Consider the following 21140-nt stretch of genomic DNA (forward strand, 5'->3'; position numbering starts at 1 on the left):
CTTAAATAGATTAATTTAAAATAGTAGTTTATGTTATATGTAATTTAAAAATTTACTTTATCATAGGAAATAATCTTTTTATCTCCTCATCACTTGGTCTGGTGCCATATTCACATATTTCGAAAGCTTCAGCTTGAGTAACCTTAGCACCTGTTTCTTCTCCATACCATTTAATAAGTGACTGTCTTACAGAAGGTGCAATTACTCTCTCTCGATTAGAAGAGAGCCATTCTAATCTCTCTTTTTCTCCTGTTGGCGCCTCAATTCCTACTGTCCAGGGAAGCCAGTCGAAGTATTGTGATTCATGCGCAGCCATACCATATATCTTTTTATCAAATACATCAGAAATATCTATAGCAATATCAGGTTGGAAGGGATAAGGCTTTTGAAACCTATCCTGTGTATAAAGGAAAACAGGATTCTTTTTTAAAGGAGGAGTATCTGTTACAACATTTGGTACAATAACCAGATAAGCAGCATCCTGTATTACTGTTGCTGTATTTCTATGATCCGGATGATAATCATTAGGTCTGGGACCAATTACAATATCAGCATTCCATTCACGAATTAATCTGATAACATCCTTTCTTAATTCTAATGTTGGCATAAGTTCTCCATCATGATTCTCAAGAACTATATATTTGACACCAAATCTTTTACCTGCTTCCTCAGCTTCAGCTCTTCTTATTCTTGCTAACTCGCCACCACCTATAGATTGATGTCCTGCATCACCATTAGTCAATGAAACAAATAGCACATTATGCCCAAGTTCAGCAAATTTAATTGCAGTTCCTCCAGTAGATCCGTCCGCATCATCAGGATGTGCACCAATTACTATAACATTTATCTTGCCCTCATCATTAAATGTGTTATTCAGACTAAATGCTTTGATAAAAGGGATAAAAAGCAGAATCAATACCAATAAGTGTTTCATATGATTTTAATTTTTAAGTTTATTTTGTCAAAGATGCAAAAAATAACCTAAAAAACATCATAATTTCTTTATAAAGGTATGTTTTTCACTTTATTAAAGAGCAAGATCAGAATACAATAATTACTTATCTATTTTTGACTACTAAAAAAATCTTTATATGATATTAATTCAATATTTTTTTCTTTTATAACAGACTTTACGGCATCATGAGTAAAAGAATATGTGACTCCCTCTCTATCTTCCGCAACATTCTCATATCCGATGTGTCCCATACCTTGTGACTCTGTATCATCAAATGCAGGATGTTCAATTAATAGATAAGCTCCAGTATTTAATGATTTTATATTATTTATTAAATTCTTTAATTTCTGTTCTTTGCTTAATTGACTTCCACTCCATCGTGGAAAGTTTATGACATTAGTAGTTTGGTTGGAAATTATATTAAGATTATATTCTTTAGCCAACTTATATAAAAGTTCATTAGTTTCATCTGAAAAACTAAGACAACCCATGTGAGTAGAAATATGTGAGACATGTGGTATACGTTTTATAGCTGTCTCAATTTGTGCTCTGACTTCCCTTTCTATTTCATCAATTTTCCAATCATTCTCCATTATACTACCTCTCGGATAACTCCCATTTGGCCAAACAAATGGAAAGAAATAACCGTTTTCATCTGTAATACTTTCTACTTTAGTAAGAGGACGCCATTTTATATTCGACCATTCACTTGTTAAAGTAATATGTACACCTATATCCAGGTTTGGATACTCATTGGCCAATTTGACAGCTTCTTCGAACCAGGGACCTGGCACTATAACCTCTGCTGAACGTACGATTCCCTCCTTATAAGATTTTATAATTGCCAAATTAATTGAACGTGATGCACCAAGATCATCTGCTCTTACTATTAGTCGTGTATTCTGACTTATTAATGATGTTGTGGAACAGATAAAAATTAAAAGTGTCAATATTGTACTTTTCGTTTTTTTACTACAATAATAGAACATGTTATTTACTATTTATTTTATGATGTAATTAAGTATTTTATTATCAATGTTTCTGAAGAGGATTTAACAAATATTTTCTAGTTTATAACCATACCAATCTACACAGTCCAAATCTTTATTATTTAATCATCAATTTTAATTATCACCCCCTCAGGTGCTTCAATCTCACTTTCAATTTTCTCACCAGCCTGTTTTACATGCTTAACTTTGATAATACCCAATGGAGTAGGGAAGGATCCTTCAGCAAAATCCAGATCGCCAAGATTAGGTGATATCCTAATAACCTTAGAACCCGGTTCAATCACCTGAATTCCTAAAACATGCCTTGTTAGCCATGAAGTTGGTCCTGATGCCCAACCATGACACAGACTAGCTCTTAGTCCAATATAGCAATGGTCGCCCCCATCAGAATGAATATTAAATTTAGACTCATCGGGTAGTTGGTCAATAGGTACTGCATTGTGTTTTTCATCATAGTTGAAGTTTTCCCAAAAAGTTGTTGCTCCCAGATCAAGCATGGCACCCCAATAATCTGAGATAATCTGCATAGCCTCATTGTATTTCCCATCTAATGCAAGAGCTTCAAGCATATAATAGCCATAAAAGGTTGCAAAATTATTGGCTCCCCCTTTTAGCAATATATTTGATGCATCTTCCGAAGATAATATACCTGCAATAGCAAGAAGTGCAGCTGCTTGTTTGTTTTGATGAGTCGAAGGTGTATGTTTTTCAAGTTTTCTTATAGATTCTATGCATGTTTTTTCAAGTTCATCATCGTTTAGCCATTCAGCTATATCTTTACCTGCTTTCATTGTAATTAGCATTAAAGCCTGCAGCCCTGAATGAATAACTTCTGGATTTTCAGAAGTGGGCCAGTCCAGAAAACGTCCTCCATCAAGGTTCTCTTTTCCAGTGGAGTCAATTTTGGACTTGATCTGATTAATTAAACCGGTTAAATATTGCTGTTGTTCCCTCAGATATTCAAGATCTCCATTATAGAGATAAAAATCTCTGTGAGTTATTATCCACCACAAAGAGTAGGAAGACATTCCATTCATCCATCCGGGAAGAGGAGTAGTATCTCGTCCAAAATCAAGGCTTTTTCTTACAACTTCCTGATCTCCAAATACATTATTAATTGTCATTACTTCAGGATGAACATCACCAAGCCATACAAGGCGGTCACGTTTTATTCCATCCCAAAGGTATTCCTGCATATTCAGGTGAACAGTATAAGCACCTGTTTCCCAAATCTTATTCAATCTTTCCGAACTTGAGTGAAAAGAGCCAAGATATGGAATATCACGAAAGCGTGCTATTGCTCTTATTGAACGTATCGGCAACTCTGCACCTTTATCAATTAAATCTATCCTAACAAACCGGAAGCCTGAGTTCCCAATTTCAACTGTACCCAGCCAGGGAATTTCGAGTGTGTAATCACGCAATGAGTGATCATTTGTTGCTGAACCCATGCCAGGGTGGCTATTATCGATGCAATCACTCATAGCCTCTGTCACGGATTCCCCAAGTCTGATTCTAACTTTAACCGGATTTTTATCACTTCTGATTCCTGCTGATATCTCTATCCCTCCATATAACTCTTTACCATAATCCAGCAATACAGACGCAATCATATTAGAGTCCGATTTCAGAACAGACATCCCCTCGCTGCTGGTTGTTAGTTGTCCTTTATATGGACTAAGTAATACCTCTGGGCTTATTACATTCATACCAAGAGTGTCAGATTGCCATATTATCTTTGAAGGATATAAGTATGCACGAGTAATCTCATCTTTAAAAAGCTGTCCAGAAAAAACTTTATCGTTTAAACTGCTCTGTGAATACGAATTACCCGTAAAGGTTATTAGGAATAAGATTAAAACTATTGGTGATAAAAGAATTTTTAGCATCATGTGAAGAGTAGTTTATACTATACAATAGTTCCTAATTCCCTATACTCAGTAGGTGTAAATTTCACCCTTTTTTTGAAAAAAGACAAAAAGTATTCGTATGAACTAAAATTCAGTTCATACGAAATCTCTTTAATAGGCATGGTTGTTTCTGTCAGCAACTCCTTTGCTTTTCTCAGTTTTAGCTCCTGAAAGTATTGAGCAGGTGCATACCCGGTATATTCCTTAAAAGTTTTCCTGAAAAGAGAATAACTGATGCCCAGATTTTCAGCAATTTCTTTGGCATCAATTTCCTTATTAATGTTTTCCAGCATTATCACTTTAGCTCTCTCAATCTTTTGAGCAGTATCTTTAATCTCGAAGTTTTTATTTTGTGCCAGAAATAGAATATTACCAAATATATTAAAAACTAAACCGGCCAGATTTTGCTGCGCAGCCGTTTTATCTTCTTTAGCAATTTTAATTGCTGTTGAGAAGAGTTGCACCAAATCTTCGTTTATACCAACATTAAGGATCTGATTTTGAGGCGATATAAAACCGTTTTCAACAATGTTGTCGATTATTTCACCTTCAAAACCGATATAATATTCGTTCCATCCGGTTTCTCTCATAGGGCAGTAGGTGTGCCATTGACCCGGAAAAAGAATTATAACCTGCCCTTTACTAATATTGGTTTTTTTTGTTGATTCTGATTTGAAAAAACCTTTCCCTTTACTAATATAAACTATTTGATATTCAGACAATATTCTGCCTTTTTCAGGATTGAAATAGTAGCTTTTAGGGTGCTCAGCTGATGGATATGCAGCGTAAGGAGCAATTGGTTGGAATCCAACAGTATTTACTGTCAGTCCGAATTTTTGATCCCTTTCGCTGACTAACAAGTATTTAAAATCTATAGCGAAATCGTTATATCGCATTGTTTTTCAGATATTCATTATTGTGTTTCTAATATCGTAAATATAATGATTTTTTTTGATTCTTAATCAATTTCAGAATAAATTAGGTATAATCAGTGAGAATATCAAAACAGCCATTCCGAGAGCCAGATATATTACAGCTCTCTTTCCTGCCCCTTTCCATTCTTTCAAAATAATTCCCCAAACATTGCTGAAAACAACATTTAGAGACATTAAAATACTCCACGAAAAAGCCATCATAACACTACCAGGTTCAAAAAAGCTTTGTCCCATACCCAATCCAAAAAATTGAGAGTACCATAACAGTCCCGCCAATGCACAGAAGAGTATATTATTTGAAAATACTGAACTTGATGATTTTTTTATTTCACCACCTGTTCTGTTTTTCCTGTTCATATACAAGCAGTAAATTAAATTAGTAATAAAACCTCCTGTTGTTACCAGTAATGTAACAGGATTCTGGGCAAAAAGATCTGATACACCACCCGCAACGGCTGCTTCTCTGATAGGTATACCTGCATTAAGGCCCAGATTAAAGCATGCACTCATTACACCTGACAATAATGCGATCAACAGACCTTTTTTCAAGGCAAAGTCTTTAATTGCTTTTCTTTTCTCTTCCTCACTCATATTCTTTGAGCGTAGGCTTCCGGCATAACCAACTAAGGCTATTCCAATCAGAGTGACGGCAACAGCTAAAAGAAGTATCAATCCTTTAGGTGAGAAAAGTTCACCGTTAATCATTGAAGGTATCAATGTCCCAAGAGCAGCAGTTGTACCCAATGCCACAGACTGCCCCAGTGCTATACCCAGAAAACGCATACTCAGTCCAAATGTCAATCCCCCAACTCCCCATAATGCACCATAACCGATTGCCTGTAATGAGGCAACAGAATTGGAACTGTAAATTTCAATCATGTCGGGTAAAGTCATAGCCAGTAACGCTCCTAAGAACGGGAAAATAAGCCATGCAAAAACTCCCTGCGTGAGCCAGAAGTTTTCCCACGACCATTCTTTTATCTTATTGATGGGAACGTATGAGCTTGATTGGCCCATACTTCCCACCGCAATTATCAGTAAACCTATTAAGGTGTTCATAGATTAATTTATATTTGAGGTTAATAATGTCTCTCTTTTTTTATTTTACTCTCTCAGTAAGGTTTTGCAATAATTATTAGACTCTTTTTGAAGTTACATTATTCTCATAGTTCTGAATTTCCTTTATATATTCATCTCCCACTGGAACATTTAGCATATAACAGATATAGTTGTATATATCACTCCATGGCATAGCTTTCAACTCTTCCAGGAAGGCCATTCGTTCGAAATTCTTATTTTGCATTTCAAACTCCCTGAGCTTTGCTGTTGGTTCTAACAAGGCCTGCAACATTGCTTTCTGTGCTGAACGTATACCTATAACATAAGCTCCAATCCTATTTATTGATGCATCAAAATAATCCAAACCTATATGAATCTTTTCCATCTGTCCAGAGCGAACAATCTCTTGTGAAATAGCAAGAAGCTCATCATTGAGGATCACAACATGGTCGCTATCCCATCTTTCCGGTCTACTTACATGAAGATTTATTTCGGGAACAAAAAGTAACATAGAAGATAGTTTGTCAGAAATAGTTTCAGTTGGATGGAAATGACCTGCATCAAGCGTTAGAGTCATGTTGTTTGCTACAGAATATCCCATATAGAATTCATGAGATCCAACTACATAGCTTTCACTACCTATACCAAATAGCTTACATTCTACACAGTCTTTAAGATAATCTGTACTTATTTTTTCAGCAAGTACTTCATCAAGTGACTCTTTTAGCAATCTTCTGTGCTCAATTCGTGAAACAGTTTTATCCTTTTCCCCATCTGGTATCCAAATATTGTGTATGCATGGATCACCTTGTTGCCTGCCAATTTCTGCAGCAATTCTTCGACACTGACGAAGATGATCTTTCCAGAATTTACGAATTTCTGGATCAAAATCAGAAAGTGTATAGCCACTACTGCTTTTCTCGTGTGAGAAAAATGTAGAATTGAAATCCAGCTTTACATCATTCTCTTTTGCCCAGTCGATCCAACTTTGAAAATGTTTCGGCTCAATTTTATCTCTATCAACAAACTTACCACCAAAATCACCATATATTGCATGTAAACTTATACGATGTTTACCTGGTATTAAAGTGAAAACTTTCTCAAGATCTTTTTTAAGCTCCTCAATTGAACGAGCTTTCCCCGGAAAATTACCAGTTGTCTGAATTCCACCTGTAAGTTCCCCGTCAGGATTTTCAAATCCAATTACATCATCTGCCTGCCAGCAGTGAATTGAAATAGATAGGTTCTTTAACTTCTCAACAGCTGCTTCTACACTCACACCCAATGCAGCATACCTGGCCTTAGCATCTTCATATGCCTTTATAATTTGTTCTTCTTTCATAAAAATATGGTTTTCAATGTTATGATTTAATTTTGTAGATATTATTGGTTCTTTGATTGTCTACTCTTTGTCCTCCAAAAACACTTCTAGATATTTATTGTAATTCCTATCCCATGTTTCTACATCTTCAGGATTAAATAATTCAAGTGCAGTTGAATTTCTCACAATATCCCTCATAATAATTTTGTTCTCCACCAAACCAGCTGCTTTTGCCTGCATAAGAATATTACCGATAGCCGTAGCCTCAGAAGGACCTGCAATTACCTGCATTCCAATAGCATTTGCTGTAAATTGATTTAGCATATTGTTCTTTGATCCTCCTCCAATAATATGCAATTTTTGTATCGGAAAATCGGCTAATTTTTGTAGATTCTGTAACACCTGCTTGTATCGGTAAGCAAGACTTTCATAAATACACCTCGCAATCTCTCCAATTGTTTCAGGCACTTTCTGATTTGTATCACTACAATATTTCTGAATAGAATCAATCATAGAATCGGGATTTGCAAAACATGGTGCATCAGGGTTGATAAAACAAGAGTATGGTGCAGCCTGCATTGCTGCCTCTACTATCTCATCAAATGAAACCTGTCTTTCTTTTTCCCACTCTTTTCGGCACTTTTCAATGAGCCACATTCCACAGATGTTTTTCAAAAGCCTAATTGAACCATCTGCACCTCCCTCATTTGTGAAATTAAGATTATATGTAACTTCGTTAACCACAGGCTGTTTTGACTCAATCCCCATCAAAGACCATGTTCCTGAACTCAGGTATGCAAAATTCTCATCCTCAGCGGGTACAGCCAGAACTGCAGATGCTGTATCGTGACCTGCAACAGCAACAACTTTAATGCCTCTTTGCCCTGTAGCTTTTATTACAGAACTGTTTGTTTCACCAATTATGGTACCGGAATAGACTATTGGTGCAAAATTATCTTTAGATAGTCCCACAGACTCAAGTAGTTCCATATCAAAATCTCTATAATAAGGATTTAGAAGCTGAGATGTAGAGGCAATAGTATATTCTGTTACCATTTTTCCTGATAACATATATGATAGTGCATCTGGCATAAACAAAACTTTATCTATTACTCTATTTATAGATGTTTTTTCATGTAATTGTGTGTCAAGCTGAAACAGAGTATTGAAATCCATGATTTGAATACCTGTTTTCATATATAGCTTCTCTTTATTAATTTTCCCGAAATATCTTTCAGGAGCTCCTCTTAAGTTGGTGTTTCTGTATGCAGATGGCATTCCGAGAGCTTTGCCGTCACTTCCAAAACAGACATAATCCACTCCCCATGTGTCAATTCCAATAGACTTTATCTCGATACCCATTGATTTGACCTTTTTTATAGAATCGATTATCTGGATATACAGATAAAGTATATCCCAATAAATAAAGCCATTTACTTCGATCATTGGGTTAGGAAAACGGGTAACTTCACTAAACTCAATTTTTTCGCTTTGTATGGTGCCAAGCAATGCCCTGCCACTTCCGGCCCCAATATCAATAGCTAAAAAATAATGTAATATGTCACTGTTCATGATGAGGTTAAATGATGAAATATATAAATTACGAATACAAACATACAATAAATATCAATTTGCTTTATTTAAGAATTGATTTAATGACTGTGCTTTTTGATAAAACATAAGATAGGTTTTAATCTGTTCTTACTTTGTTCTTACCTGGTTCTTATAAGCTTCTTTTAAATAAGAAGAATATTAGAGTTTAGTAACCTCTTTTTCAGAACTAAATTTGCATTAGAGAGGTTTGATATTACACCCTTAAATGAGAATAAAAATATTTTGAAGAAAATGATTACTATATTTGTATTAATTTATAATTAATGACTGCGCATAAACTAAAATAATTAAATTATGAAACAGGCTTATTTAATATTATTATTTATCGGTCTTCTTTCTGTATCCGGCTGCAAAAATCCTTCAATAACATTATCTATTGCAGATTTCGGAGCTAAACCCGACTCAAGGGAGAATGCATCAATTTATGCACAAAGATTAATCGCAAGATTACAGGAAGTGGAAAATAATAATCATGTTACTGTTACTTTTCCTAAAGGTGTTTATCATTTTTATGAGGATAGTGCATTTGTAAGAGAGTATTATATCTCAAATCACGATCAAGATAATCCAAAAAAGGTGGGGTTTGCCCTTGAAAACCTAAATAATATCACAATAGATGGTCAAGGTTCAGAGTTTATATTTCATGGTAGGATGGTGCCATTTTCTTTATTGAATTCAAAAAATATTTCACTTAAAAACTTTTCAATTGATTTCGAAGTGCCGGCGCTTCGACAGTTGAATGTACTCGAAGTAAATAAAGAAAAAGATGAGCTTATAGCGGAAATATACCCCGGAGGTAACTATCGAATAGAAAATGGAAGATTAATATTTGTAGGTGAAACATATGAAATTGCTCCTGTGGCTTCGATGTCATTCAGAGAGGATAAAAGACTTACATATCTACGTCGCGATTTAAGTTTTAACCCTGAGTCGGTAACCGAGCAATCACCCAATATATTAAGTATTAAAGGGTGGTATCAGGTTAATGAGACTTCTACCGGAGAGAGATTTGTTTTAAGATCATATTATCGTCCCACACCAGGCATTTTTATTAGTGAATGCCTTGATACATTTATTGAGAATGTAACAGTACATTACGCTGAAGGAATGGGTCTGCTGGCTCAAATGAGCGAAAATATAACGCTTGATGGGTTTAATGTATCACTCAGAGGTGATGATGATCTGAGATATTTTACCACTCAGGCTGATGCAACACATTTTTCTGCTTGTAAGGGGGTAATTATTTCAAAGAATGGTCTTTATGAAGCCATGGCAGATGATGCCATTAATGTACATGGTACTTACCTTAGAATTACCAAAAGAGTAGATGATCATACTATTCAGGCAAGATACATGCATCCTCAGGCATGGGGTTTTAAATGGGCAGAAGAGGGTGATCAGGTTCAGTTTGTAGAGTCGGAAAGGATGGAATTGGTGGACAATAGTAATAATACTGTAACATCTATAAAAGCTATTGATAAACCAACCGAATTTGGAGCTAAGGAATTTGAAATAACATTTTCAGAACCACTGCCTATGGAGATTTCAGAGGAGGGGAAATTTGGCATAGAGAATCTGACATGGACCCCGGAGGTTACTTTCTCAGATAATGTAGTGCGTAATAACAGGGCAAGAGGAGCTCTCTTTAGTACTCCAAAACGTGTTGTTTGTGAAAACAATCTGTTTGATCATACACATGGAACTGCAATTCTGCTTTGCGGCGACTGTAACGGTTGGTTCGAAACAGGTGCTTGTAAAGAGGTAATAATTCGCAATAATCACTTTGTAAATGCTTTGACAGCAAATTATCAGTTTACAAATGCGGTGATCTCTATTTATCCTGAGATTCCAAACCTTGAAGATCAGGGAAAATATTTTCATTCAGGGATAGTAATTGAAGATAATACTTTTGAGATGTTTGACAGTCCCATCCTTTATGCAAAATCGACAGATGGACTTATATTCAGAAATAATTCTGTTATCAGAAATAATGAATTTGAGCCGTTTCACTGGAATAAACATATGTTTTTCTTCGAGAAAGTAAATAATATCTCAATTGAAGGGAATCAGTTTGAGAATGGTTTTGATAAAGATAATGATGTCAGAGTTGAACTTTCTGATGAGAAAAGTGTAATTTTATCAGATAATTAAAAAAGTACTCATTTTAGACAACTATAACTACCATATAAGATATTCAGGATTATTCAGATACAAAAAACAGATAAGAGAGATGAGGAAAAATACTTTATTCATAGTGGGATATTTTTTATTGATATTTCAAATCTATTCTCAGAACAATATTACTCCACAGAATACAATAAAGATAGAAAGAGGTGAATCCAAAGAGTCGATAATCTATAAAGCTGCACATGTTGTTCCAACTGCAAATCAGCTGGATGCATTAAGAAATGAATTTATTGCCTTTATTCATTTTGGTCCCAATACATTTACAAGAATGGAGTGGGGCAACGGTATGGAAGATCCTGCAGTTTTTGATCTGAAAACCGTTGATACAGACCAGTGGTGCCGCTCCATGAAAGATGCAGGTATGAAGATGGTTATTCTTACTGTAAAGCATCATGATGGTTTTGTATTATGGCAAAGCCGATATACTGATCATGGGATAATGTCGACTGGTTTTCAGAATGGAAAAGGGGATATACTTAGAGAACTTTCAAAATCATGTAAGAAATATGGGCTGAAACTGGGTGTTTATCTCTCACCTGCTGATTTATTCCAGATAGAAAATCCAGACGGACTCTATGGCAATCTTAGCAAATACACAAAAAGGACTATACCACGTGAAGTTCCGGGTCGCCCTTTTAAAAATAAAACTAAATTTGAGTTTGTAGTTGATGATTACAACGAATATTTTTTGAATCAATTATTTGAGATACTGACTGAATATGGCGAGATTCATGAGGTTTGGTTTGATGGAGCACATCCCAAAAGAAAAGGGGGACAAACTTACAACTATGCTGCCTGGAGAGAGTTGATTCATACTCTTGCCCCAAAAGCTGTAATATTTGGTCGTGAAGATATCAGATGGTGTGGTAATGAAGCTGGTGGCACAAGAGATACAGAAATTAATGTGGTAGCTTATGAGGTTAATCCTGATACAGCATCTGTTTTTCATGATATGACAGCAGAAGATTTAGGTTCTCGTGAAATTATATATAATGCTAACTATCTACACTATCAGCCGGCAGAAACAAATACTTCTATAAGAGAGGGCTGGTTTTATCGAGATGATACTAATCAAAAGGTAAGAAGTGCTGATGATGTATTTGATATTTACGAACGTTCGGTTGGGGGTAATTCAATTTTCCTCTTGAATATTCCGCCAAATCGTGAAGGTGAATTTTCATCCAGAGATATTGAGGTATTAAAAGATGTGGGCAGTCGTATTCGTGAGACTTATGATGTAAACCTATTAGAGGGAGCCAAAGGTCCGGTTGAACTGCTTGACGGAAACCAGGATACCTATTTGTTACTGGAAAATGGTGTCGATGAGTTTGTTATAATATTGAATGGGGAAAAGACTATTAATCGTATTATGCTTCAAGAGGCCATAGCAACTCATAGTGAGCGTGTTGAAAAACATGCTGTAGATGCATGGGTAGATAATGAATGGAGAGAGATTGCAGTTGCTTCTAATATTGGATACAAGCGTATATTGAGATTTCCTGAAGTTACAACAAGTAAAATAAGGGTGCGTGTTTTGGAATCAAGATTAACGCCTGCAATTAGTCATATTTCCGCTCATTATTATAAAACCAGACCTCCTCAGCTTGATTTTAGTAGAGATAAAGATGGCGTGGTCACAATCGCCCCAATGCAAACTGTATTCAACTGGAATCCAATAGGAGAAAATGCTGCAGATAATCTGAATACAGGATATGAAGTCTACTACACTCTTGATGGTTCTGAGCCAACTCTGAATTCTGCAAAATATGAATCTCCGCTGAAAGTTGAATATAAAACACTTAAAGCAGCTTCATACATTAACAATGCAAGAGGTGCTGTTCGCAGTGAAGATTTTGGTGTTGTAAAAAGAGACTGGGCGCTGATTGGTGTTAGTAGTCAGGTGAATAACCGACCAGCATTGAATGCATTTGATGCAGTTAAACGAACTTACTGGCAATCTGAAGAGAGTACTGAAAATCCATTTATCTCTCTGGATCTGGGTGAGAAATATCTGTTAAAAGCCTTTACTTATACTCCACAGACTTTTCATTCTAATGGTATGATGGCAAGTGGCGAAATTCAGATAAGTGAAAATGGTGCAACCTGGGATACAGTTGAGAAGTTTGAGTTTGGTAATCTTATAAATGACCCTACACCACGCACACACTATTTTGAAAAGCCTGTAACTACAAGATATATACGTTTGTTAGTAACAGGTATTGCAGGGGTTGAAAAGTATGTAACAATTAGTGAAATCGATTTCTTGTAACGAATAATATTATCCAGAATATAATACGTACATATAATAATGAATAAATTATTACACCTGATTATCATTTTATTCTTATGTACAGTTAGTCGAAATCTACTGTCTCAGGAACTTTATAAAGATCCTGACAGAACAACAGATGAAAGAATAGCAGATCTGTTAAGCAGGATGACTACGGAAGAGAAGATAGGTCAGTTGTGTTTTCCCACCGGATGGGAGATGTATAGAAAGATTGACGACCATACTGCTGTTCCCGCTGAAAGTTTTATTGAAAGAATGCAAAAAACTCCCATTGGGGGTTTTTGGGCTACCCTGAGAGCTGATCCATGGACTCAAAAGACATTGTCAAATGGATTAAACCCCAAACTGTCTGCCAAAGCGCTGAATAGTTTGCAAAGATTTGCTGTAGAAGAGACCAGACTTGGTATTCCTCTATTATTTGCAGAAGAGTGTATGCACGGACACATGGCTATAGGTACAACAGTTTTTCCTACCGGTCTGGGACAAGGCAGTACATGGAACCCTCAACTTATACAGGAAATGGCTGGGGTTATTGCATTGGAAACCAGACTACAGGGCGCACATATCGCTTATGGTCCAATTCTTGACCTGGCAAGAGAGTTGAGATGGTCGAGGGTAGAGGAGACATTTGGAGAGGATCCTGTACTTACGGCAAAACTTGGTGTAGCTTTCGTAAATGGTTTACAGGGAAATGATTTTAAAGATGGAAGACATGTATACTCAACTCCTAAGCATTTTGCTGCTTATGGTATACCTTCTGGAGGACATAATGGACAACAGGCTTTTATTGGAGAAAGAGAACTATTCTCGAATCATTTATTGCCTTTCGGAAAGGTTGCAGAAGCCGGAGTAAAAACAATAATGACATCTTACAACTCTATTGATGGTATACCAGCTACTGCACATAAATATCTATTAAAGGATATATTGAGAGTTGAGTGGGGTTTTGATGGTTTTGTTTTTTCAGATCTTGGCAGTATAGAAGGTATTGCAGGAACTCATCGTGCAGCAAAGTCTGTGAAACATGCAGCAGCTTTGTCTTTGAAAGCAGGTGTTGATGCTGATCTTGGAGGTAATGCGTATAGCAAAAATCTTATTTCTGCTTTGGATGAGGGACTTGTCTCTATGTCGGACATTGATAATGCTGTTGTTAATATATTAAGACTTAAATTTGAAATGGGTCTGTTTGAGAATCCATATGTTGATACCATTAAAGCCTCTCAAAAAGTCAGAAATGAAAAACATATTAAACTGTCAAGAGAGGTTGCAAGACAAGGAATAGTTCTGTTGAAAAACTGCAATAATATATTACCACTGAAAAAAGATATAGGGTCAATTGCTGTGATTGGTCCCAATGCCGATAATATTTATAACCAACTGGGAGATTATACTGCTCCTCAGGAAAGGAGTAATATTGTTACAGTGCTCGACGGAATAAAAAATGCTGTAAATGAAAAAACATCTGTTTACTACACAAAAGGATGTGATATAAGGGATACAACTGAAACCAACATTCAGGAAGCAGTTGATATAGCTAATAAGTCAGATGTAGTTATTCTTGTTGTTGGAGGATCAAGTGCAAGGGATTTTAAAACTGAATATATTGAAACAGGTGCAGCAACTATTACTGGAGCCGTCAATGAGAAGATTTCAGATATGGAATCGGGTGAAGGGTTCGACAGAAGTAGTCTTGACCTGCTGGGTGATCAGGAAAAGCTAATATCAGAAATTGCAAATACCGGAAAACCATTAATTGTCATCTATATTCAGGGTCGCCCCTTAAACATGAATAACGCATCAGAAAAAGCTGCCGCATTGCTTTCTGCATGGTATCCCGGGCAAGAGGGCGGAAATGCTGTTGCAGACATTCTTTTTGGAGATTACAACCCCTCGGGACGATTACCGGTTTCAGTTCCTCGCTCTGTTGGGCAGTTGCCAGTTTATTACTCATTAGGCAGACAGGCTGATTATGTAGAAGAGAGTAGCTCACCCTTATATCCATTTGGTTATGGATTAAGTTATACCAATTTTGAGTATAGTGACTTGGAAGTTAATAATGAAAATAATATTATAAAAGTCAGGTGTACAATCTCAAACATTGGCAACTTTGATGGTGAAGAGGTTGTTCAGCTCTACATACGAGATAATATAAGTACAGTATATACACCTCCGATTCAATTAAAAGACTTTAAGAAGATAAATGTAAAGAAAGGAGAATATGAAACAGTAGAATTTATTCTTTCTTTTGACGATCTTGCATTGTATGATTCTAATATGATGAGGGTAGTTGAACCGGGTGAGTTTTCAATTATGATAGGATCTTCATCAAATAGCATTCATCTGAAAGGTAATTTCACAATAGATTAAAAAAGGTGAACATCATTTGATGCAGAAGAGCATGATATCAAAAATCATAGCATAAAAATCAATAATTGTATACGACATAGGTCTTAATTGAATACTTTTGCTATACTTCTTTGTTTCTTAAATTCATTAATAATGGCAACTATTGTAATAATGCCCAAACAGGGCCAGTCGGTTGAGAGCTGCATAATTACAGAGATAAATAAAAACACAGGTGACGAAGTAAAAGCAGGTGATATTCTTTTTACCTATGAAACTGATAAAGCATCTTTTGAAGAGGTGTCACCAGCTGATGGTGTTGTATTGAAGCTATTCTTTAATGAAGGTGATGAAGTGCCTGTCCTGGAGAATATGATGGTTATTGGGGAAGCTGGAGAAGATATATCAGAACTCGTTAAGAAAAATGAAGTTGTGAATCCTCTATCAGAAGATGTTAATCAAATAGCTGAATCTAGTACAGGAAACATTATTCCTGTTAACCAAAATAAGGAAACTGAGGCTGAGTACTTATCTTTAAATATCTCACCACGTGCAAGAAATCTGATTTCCAGAGAAGCAGTTGAACTAAAAAATATTACAGGAAGTGGTCCCAACGGTAGAATAATTGAAAAGGATGTATTAGAATACTTATCAAATCGTCCTAAGATGACTCCATTGGCAAAACGATTAGCTGCTGATGAAGGCAAGCAGCCAGTACCAGATGGCACAGGTCTGGCCGGTGCTAACAGAGCAGCTGATTTAGTTAGTTCGGAACATATAGATACTGCTAATGATTTCTATGACCGCAAGATATCAAATATGCGCAAAATTATTGCCAAAGCAATGCATAAATCACTGCAAAACTCTGCACAACTAACTCATCACCTGAGTGCAGATGCCCGTCGTATACTTGAATTGCGCAAACAGGTTAAAGAGGCCTATGACAGCAGTACCTTAAAAGCAAATATTACTCTGAACGATATGGTCTGCTTTGCTGTTATTAAAGCATTGAAGAAGTTTCCGGAGGTAAATACTCATTTCCTGGATGATATCAAACGTTATTTTAATAAGGTTCATTTAGGATTAGCAGTTGACACAGACAGAGGATTAATGGTGCCTGTAGTGCGAAATGCAGATGATCTGTCAATTACTGACCTGTCAAACCGTTTTAAAGAAGTTGCAGTTGCATGCAGAAATGGTAATGTTAATCCTGATATATTATCATCTGAAGCAGGAACATTTACAGTGTCAAACCTTGGAAATTACGGGGTTGAGATGTTTACACCTGTAATTAATCTTCCTCAGTCAGCAATACTGGGTGTTAATACTATAATTCCCAGACCTAAAGATCTGGGTGACGGAGTTTATGCATTTGTACCTCACATTGGATTGAGTCTGACATATGATCACCGTTCACTTGATGGGGGCGAGGCAACCCGTTTTTTAAAGCAGATTGCAATTGAGATAGAGAATTTAGAACTGATATATTAATATAAACATATATTTAGAATATGATAGATTTACTTATAATTGGAGGGGGACCTGCGGGATATGTAGCTGCAGAAAGAGCAGGTCATGCCGGACTGAAGGTTGTACTTTTTGAAAAATCAGCAATGGGTGGTGTTTGTCTCAACGAAGGTTGTATACCTACAAAAACACTTCTTTATAGTGCTAAGACATATGAAAATGCTCTGCATGGTGATAGTTACGGTGTCTTTGGAGATAATATTCGTTTCGATTATGGAAAAATGTTGTCTCGTAAGAAAAAGGTTGTTCGTAAACTCGTACTAGGTGTAGAGGGCAGCATGAAAAAAAACAATGTGGAGGTTGTTAAAGGTGAAGCAACAATAAAAGGTCGCTCTTCAGAAGGTATAGAAGTTACCTGCAATGATGTGAATTATATAGGTAAAAATCTTCTAATATGCACAGGTTCAGAATCATCTGTTCCACCAATACCTGGATTAAAGGAGGCAGGTGATATAATTGTTACCAATAGAGAAATTCTTGAAATGACGGAGAGACCAGAATCGCTGGTAGTAATTGGAGGTGGAGTTATTGGAATGGAGTTTGCCAGCTTCTTTAATAGCCTGGGAACCAAGGTTACCGTAATTGAAATGCTCCCTGAAATAATTGGCGGCATGGATCCTGAGATTTCAGCAATGTTACGTCAGATATATACAAAGAAAGGTATCGAGTTTAACATTAATTCAAAAGTAGTAAAGGTAGAGGGTAATAAAGTTGTATATGAAAAAGATGGTGCGTCGCATGAAGTAGTGGGTGATAAAATTCTGCTAAGTGTGGGCAGACGACCTGTAACAAAGGGGTTTGGACTGGAAAATCTGAACATCGAATTAGAACATAACGGTATAAAAGTTGACAATAAAATGCGCACTAACGTACCCGGTGTGTTTGCAGCGGGCGATGTGACTGGCTTCTCACTTCTTGCTCATACAGCAAGCAGAGAGGGTGAAGTAGTTGTTAATAATCTTATCGGGAAAACAGATATTATGCGATATAATGCGATTCCGGGTGTAGTTTATACAAACCCTGAAGTTGCAGGAGTTGGCGAGACTGAAGAGTCTGCAAAAGCAAAAAATATTGCATATAAAGTAGCTAAATTACCAATGCTATTCTCTGGTAGGTTTGTCGCTGAAAATGAAGGATTAAACGGTATGTGTAAAGTGCTTATTGGTGAAAAGTATGGTGAAGTGATTGGAGTACATATGCTAGGGAACCCATCTAGTGAAATAATATATGGTGCATGTATGGCAATTGAACAGGAAATGACTCTTAATGAGATGAAAGAGGTTGTTTTCCCACATCCTACTGTAAGCGAAATATTTAAAGAGGTTATTTTCAGCTTCTGATAGTTGATACCTATTGTTATTCCATATGTAATCAATTTGAAAGCATAAAGAAAAAACATGATTCTGTTTGATGAGTTTTTTTCTTTAATGCTTTCTAAATTGTATGAGTTACTTTCTTAAAACACCTATTTTCTATCTTTTTACCGCTATCTGTAATAGAAAAACAATAATTCTTTAAATCAATATACAATGCCTAAAGTACAAACTATAGATCCGAATAAAGTTCGGAGACCGGGTTTTGTGGAGTTCAGACCTATACCTGTTAACCAATATCAGAAAAGTGTATCTGACGAGAGGGGTAATTTCACTAATGATGAATTTCATGCCATATACCATGATATGGTTCTCATACGTGAATTTGAAACAATGCTTAATCTTATTAAAACAAAGGGTGAATATAATGGAACACCTTATAATCACCCGGGACCCGCTCACTTGTCCATCGGTCAGGAATCTGCCGCAGTAGGTATGGCATGGACACTATCAGTTGATGATTTTATATTTGGTAGTCACCGTTCCCATGGTGAAATTCTTGCAAAGGGTATGTCAGCAATTCATAAGCTGGATGATATACAGCTTACTAAAATAATGGAAAACTTCTTTGAAGGGGCTATCTATGAGATAGTGAAGGATGGTTTTGAGGGAACGGTTAAAGAGCTTGCAAGAAGATTTCTGGTCTATGGAACTTTAGCAGAAATATTTGCAAGAAAAACAGGGTTTAACAGAGGATTAGGAGGTTCTATGCACGCCTTCTTTACACCTTTTGGCGTATACCCAAACAATGCAATTGTAGGCGGCTCAGGTGATATAGCCGTGGGTGCTGCTCTTTATAAAAAGGTAAACCGAAAACATGGAATTGTTGTGGCTAATATTGGGGACGCTGCAATGGCCTGCGGACCCGTTTGGGAAGGAATCACCTTTGCTGCAATGGATCAGTTCAGAGAGTTATGGGAAGGTGATATGCAGGGAGGGTTGCCTGTAATAATTAATATCATGAACAATCAGTATGGAATGGGAGGACAAACCTGTGGTGAGACTATGGGTTATGATATTGCTGCTCGTATTGGTGCAGGAGTGAATCCGGATCAGATGCATGCTGAGCGTGTTGATGGGTATAACCCGCTTGCTGTGATAGATGCTTATAAACGTAAACGTAAGGTACTTGAAGATAAAAAGGGACCTGTATTGCTTGACGTACTAACTTATAGGTATAGTGGACATTCACCTTCTGATGCATCTTCTTATCGCACAAAAGAGGAGGTTGAAGCGTGGGAACGACAAGATTGTATAAAGGGGTTCGCACAACAGATGATTGAAGCCGGGGTGTCTTTTCAATCTGACCTGGATAGAATAAATGAAGATATAAGAACTCTGGTAAATGAGATGTTCCTATTATCAATAGATGATAAGATATCGCCAAGAATGGAGAATCCTGATATAATTGGTGATATGATGTTTTCTAATGGTTCAGTTGACTCGTTTTCAGAGAATGAACCGGAGGTACTCTTACCATTAGAAGAGAACCCGAGAGTGAAAAGAATTGCTGGTAAAGAGCGGTTTGCTTTTGATGCAGATGGGAAACCTTTCAGTAAAATGAAGCAATACCAGCTTAGAGATGGCATCTTTGAAGCGATAATAGATCGTTTTTATAAAGATGGATCTTTGATAGCTTATGGAGAGGAGTGTCGTGACTGGGGTGGGGCATTTGCTGTTTATAACGGACTTACGGAGTCGCTGCCTTATCACCGACTGTTTAACTCTCCGATTTCTGAAGCTTCAATTGTGGGTACTGCTATTGGTTATGCTATGTGCGGTGGTAGAGTTATTCCCGAAATAATGTATTGTGATTTTATTGGAAGAGCAGGAGATGAGATCTTTAATCAGCTTCCTAAATGGCAGGCAATGAGTGGTAATGTGCTTAAGATGCCTGTGGTTGTCAGAGTTTCTGTGGGTTCAAAGTACGGAGCACAGCATTCTCAGGATTTGACGTCGTTAGTTGCTCATATACCAGGTATTAAGGTGTGTTTCCCTGCAACACCTTATGATGCGAAAGGACTTATGAATGCTGCTTTGCAGGGTACAGATCCGGTAATATTTTTTGAAAGTCAGCGTATTTATGATATAGGTGAACAGTTTCATAAAAACGGAGTTCCGAAAGAATATTATGAAATTCAGCTTGGTGAACCTGATATAAAGAGATCAGGTGATGATATTACCTTCCTTACTGTGGGATATACACTATATCAGGCACTGAAAGCAGCAGATGTTCTTAAAGAAAAATATGGAATGAGTGCAGAGGTAATAGATGCACGCTCTTTGGTGCCATTTAATTATGAAAAGGTTATTGAGTCAGTAAAAAAAACAGGAAAGATAATCATTGCAGGTGATGCAACTTCAAGAGGTTCTTTTTTAAATGATTTTGCTACTAATATAAGTCAGCTGGCCTTTGATTATCTTGATGCACCTGTATCCGTACTAGGGTCGCGAAACTGGATCACACCGGCACATGAACTGGAAGAGGCTTTTTTTCCACAGCCAAGCTGGTTCCTGGATATGATTCATGAAAGGATTCAACCATTAAAGGGTTATATACCGGGACAGAATTTTACAGATGGGGAATTAATTAAAAGGTCTAAAAAAGGTATATAA

The 21140-nt window shown here is 36.6% G+C and carries 13 protein-coding genes; 6 read left to right on the top strand and 7 right to left on the bottom strand.

Translation table 11 applies throughout. The features are described 5' to 3' along the window. Positions 1-52: 52 nt before the first annotated feature. From PHO43_RS04515 to PHO43_RS04545, 7 genes are all read right to left on the bottom strand, one after another. Positions 53-934 (bottom strand): PIG-L deacetylase family protein, encoded by an 882-nt coding sequence (locus PHO43_RS04515; RefSeq protein WP_045090026.1) that lies wholly within the window; start codon positions 932-934, stop codon positions 53-55. A gap of 128 nt (positions 935-1062) precedes the next feature. Beyond that, complete coding sequence (locus tag PHO43_RS04520; RefSeq protein WP_288011473.1) at positions 1063-1905, bottom strand: ChbG/HpnK family deacetylase; 843 nt, start codon at positions 1903-1905, stop codon at positions 1063-1065. A gap of 161 nt (positions 1906-2066) precedes the next feature. Then, positions 2067-3857, bottom strand: coding sequence for an alpha-L-rhamnosidase-related protein (locus tag PHO43_RS04525; RefSeq protein WP_288011475.1), 1791 nt, complete (start codon positions 3855-3857; stop codon positions 2067-2069). A gap of 17 nt (positions 3858-3874) precedes the next feature. Further along, positions 3875-4771, bottom strand: a complete 897-nt coding sequence (locus PHO43_RS04530; protein WP_045090025.1) for an AraC family transcriptional regulator — start codon at positions 4769-4771, stop codon at positions 3875-3877. A gap of 72 nt (positions 4772-4843) precedes the next feature. After that, positions 4844-5869 (bottom strand): L-rhamnose/proton symporter RhaT, encoded by a 1026-nt coding sequence (gene rhaT, locus PHO43_RS04535; RefSeq protein ID WP_045090024.1) that lies wholly within the window; start codon positions 5867-5869, stop codon positions 4844-4846. A gap of 76 nt (positions 5870-5945) precedes the next feature. Beyond that, the gene (locus tag PHO43_RS04540) at positions 5946-7211 is read right to left on the bottom strand and encodes an L-rhamnose isomerase (protein ID WP_288011477.1); all 1266 of its coding nucleotides are present in this window, start codon (positions 7209-7211) and stop codon (positions 5946-5948) included. 60 nt (positions 7212-7271) lie between these two features. After that, positions 7272-8762 (bottom strand): rhamnulokinase, encoded by a 1491-nt coding sequence (locus PHO43_RS04545; RefSeq protein WP_052673190.1) that lies wholly within the window; start codon positions 8760-8762, stop codon positions 7272-7274. A gap of 336 nt (positions 8763-9098) precedes the next feature. Between PHO43_RS04545 and PHO43_RS04550 the strand changes: the two genes are divergently transcribed. The 6 genes from PHO43_RS04550 to PHO43_RS04575 all read left to right on the top strand — a co-directional run bounded on the left by PHO43_RS04550 (position 9099) and on the right by PHO43_RS04575 (position 21140). After that, complete coding sequence (locus PHO43_RS04550; protein ID WP_288009057.1) at positions 9099-10955, top strand: alpha-1,3-galactosidase-related protein; 1857 nt, start codon at positions 9099-9101, stop codon at positions 10953-10955. A 79-nt stretch (positions 10956-11034) separates the two neighbouring features. Next, entirely contained in the window at positions 11035-13260 is a 2226-nt protein-coding gene (locus tag PHO43_RS04555) for an alpha-L-fucosidase (protein ID WP_045090021.1), read from the top strand. Between the two features lie 39 nt (positions 13261-13299). Beyond that, positions 13300-15648 carry a glycoside hydrolase family 3 N-terminal domain-containing protein gene (locus PHO43_RS04560; RefSeq protein ID WP_053826028.1) on the top strand — a complete coding sequence of 783 codons (2349 nt, stop codon included), beginning with the start codon at positions 13300-13302 and terminating at the stop codon, positions 15646-15648. A gap of 132 nt (positions 15649-15780) precedes the next feature. Continuing rightward, on the top strand, positions 15781-17115 hold the full coding sequence (locus PHO43_RS04565) for a dihydrolipoamide acetyltransferase family protein (protein ID WP_053826029.1): 1335 nt from the start codon (positions 15781-15783) through the stop codon (positions 17113-17115). Between the two features lie 20 nt (positions 17116-17135). After that, positions 17136-18491, top strand: coding sequence for a dihydrolipoyl dehydrogenase (gene lpdA / locus PHO43_RS04570; protein ID WP_288011480.1), 1356 nt, complete (start codon positions 17136-17138; stop codon positions 18489-18491). 189 nt (positions 18492-18680) lie between these two features. Beyond that, positions 18681-21140: an alpha-ketoacid dehydrogenase subunit alpha/beta gene (locus PHO43_RS04575; protein ID WP_053826031.1), complete on the top strand. Its 2460-nt coding sequence runs from the start codon at positions 18681-18683 to the stop codon at positions 21138-21140.

Origin of the sequence: Lascolabacillus sp., assembly GCF_028696275.1 — a bacterium.
GTDB lineage: Bacteria > Bacteroidota > Bacteroidia > Bacteroidales > Dysgonomonadaceae > Proteiniphilum > Proteiniphilum massiliensis.

Bases quoted from the DNA above. Each gene is read 5' to 3' on its own strand.
- PHO43_RS04515 (WP_045090026.1), bottom strand. From the start codon at position 934: ATGAAACACTTATTGGTATTGATTCTGCTTTTTATCCCTTTTATCAAA.
- PHO43_RS04525 (WP_288011475.1), bottom strand. From the start codon at position 3,857: ATGATGCTAAAAATTCTTTTATCACCAATAGTTTTAATCTTATTCCTA.
- PHO43_RS04530 (WP_045090025.1), bottom strand. From the start codon at position 4,771: ATGCGATATAACGATTTCGCTATAGATTTTAAATACTTGTTAGTCAGC.
- rhaT (WP_045090024.1), bottom strand. From the start codon at position 5,869: ATGAACACCTTAATAGGTTTACTGATAATTGCGGTGGGAAGTATGGGC.
- PHO43_RS04540 (WP_288011477.1), bottom strand. From the start codon at position 7,211: ATGAAAGAAGAACAAATTATAAAGGCATATGAAGATGCTAAGGCCAGG.
- PHO43_RS04545 (WP_052673190.1), bottom strand. From the start codon at position 8,762: ATGAACAGTGACATATTACATTATTTTTTAGCTATTGATATTGGGGCC.
- PHO43_RS04550 (WP_288009057.1), top strand. From the start codon at position 9,099: ATGAAACAGGCTTATTTAATATTATTATTTATCGGTCTTCTTTCTGTA.
- PHO43_RS04555 (WP_045090021.1), top strand. From the start codon at position 11,035: ATGAGGAAAAATACTTTATTCATAGTGGGATATTTTTTATTGATATTT.
- PHO43_RS04560 (WP_053826028.1), top strand. From the start codon at position 13,300: ATGAATAAATTATTACACCTGATTATCATTTTATTCTTATGTACAGTT.
- PHO43_RS04565 (WP_053826029.1), top strand. From the start codon at position 15,781: ATGGCAACTATTGTAATAATGCCCAAACAGGGCCAGTCGGTTGAGAGC.
- lpdA (WP_288011480.1), top strand. From the start codon at position 17,136: ATGATAGATTTACTTATAATTGGAGGGGGACCTGCGGGATATGTAGCT.
- PHO43_RS04575 (WP_053826031.1), top strand. From the start codon at position 18,681: ATGCCTAAAGTACAAACTATAGATCCGAATAAAGTTCGGAGACCGGGT.